Consider the following 583-nt stretch of genomic DNA (forward strand, 5'->3'; position numbering starts at 1 on the left):
GACCTGGGGCTGGCACCCGGGCCGAACCGAGAAAGCAGGTCCAACGACCGCCGTGCGGGACTGTCACAGTTCGGCGTAGCGCACGAGCTGGAAGGCGAGCCCGAGCACCATGGCCGTCTCCGCCAACGAGACCAGAAGCAGCGGCCACCGCACCGGGCCGAGCAGCCAGTACACGGCGATGGCCGCGAGGGGCGCGACGCAGAACGTCAGCAGGTCCACGGCCAGTTGGATCCGCTTGCGGGAGCGCCGGTGCGCGTCATGCCGATGCGCGGCCTCCCAGCCGAGAACGTCGGCGCGCTCTGCTGTGAGCTCCTTGATGTGGGGAGCCAGCTCGTTGCGGACGTACCGGCCGATGGCCGAGATCTTCTCGTCGTTGACCAGGTAGGTCCAACCCAGGATGACCGACAGCGGCGGCAGCAACAGCAGCATGTCGAGGTGGCCGCTGCGCGCCAGGGTCGAGCCGATCACCGCCGCCATGGTCCCGAACGTCGCGTAGATGAGGTTGTCGCGGAAGCCGATGCGCGCCCGCTGCTCCTGCTTGACCTGCTCATACTCGGCGAGCAGGATGTGGCCGGTATCCATC

At 68.3% G+C, this 583-nt stretch carries 1 protein-coding gene; it reads right to left on the reverse strand.

Annotation, left to right across the window (positions count from 1 at the left end; genetic code table 11):
* Positions 1-63: 63 nt before the first annotated feature.
* Entirely contained in the window at positions 64-582 is a 519-nt protein-coding gene (locus KUM32_RS11970; protein ID WP_217141833.1) for a hypothetical protein, read from the reverse strand.
* Between the last annotated feature and the right edge of the window lies 1 nt (position 583).

This window comes from Streptomyces sp. AC627_RSS907 (assembly GCF_019049165.1).

Bases quoted from the DNA above. Each gene is read 5' to 3' on its own strand.
- KUM32_RS11970 (WP_217141833.1), bottom strand. From the start codon at position 582: ATGGATACCGGCCACATCCTGCTCGCCGAGTATGAGCAGGTCAAGCAG.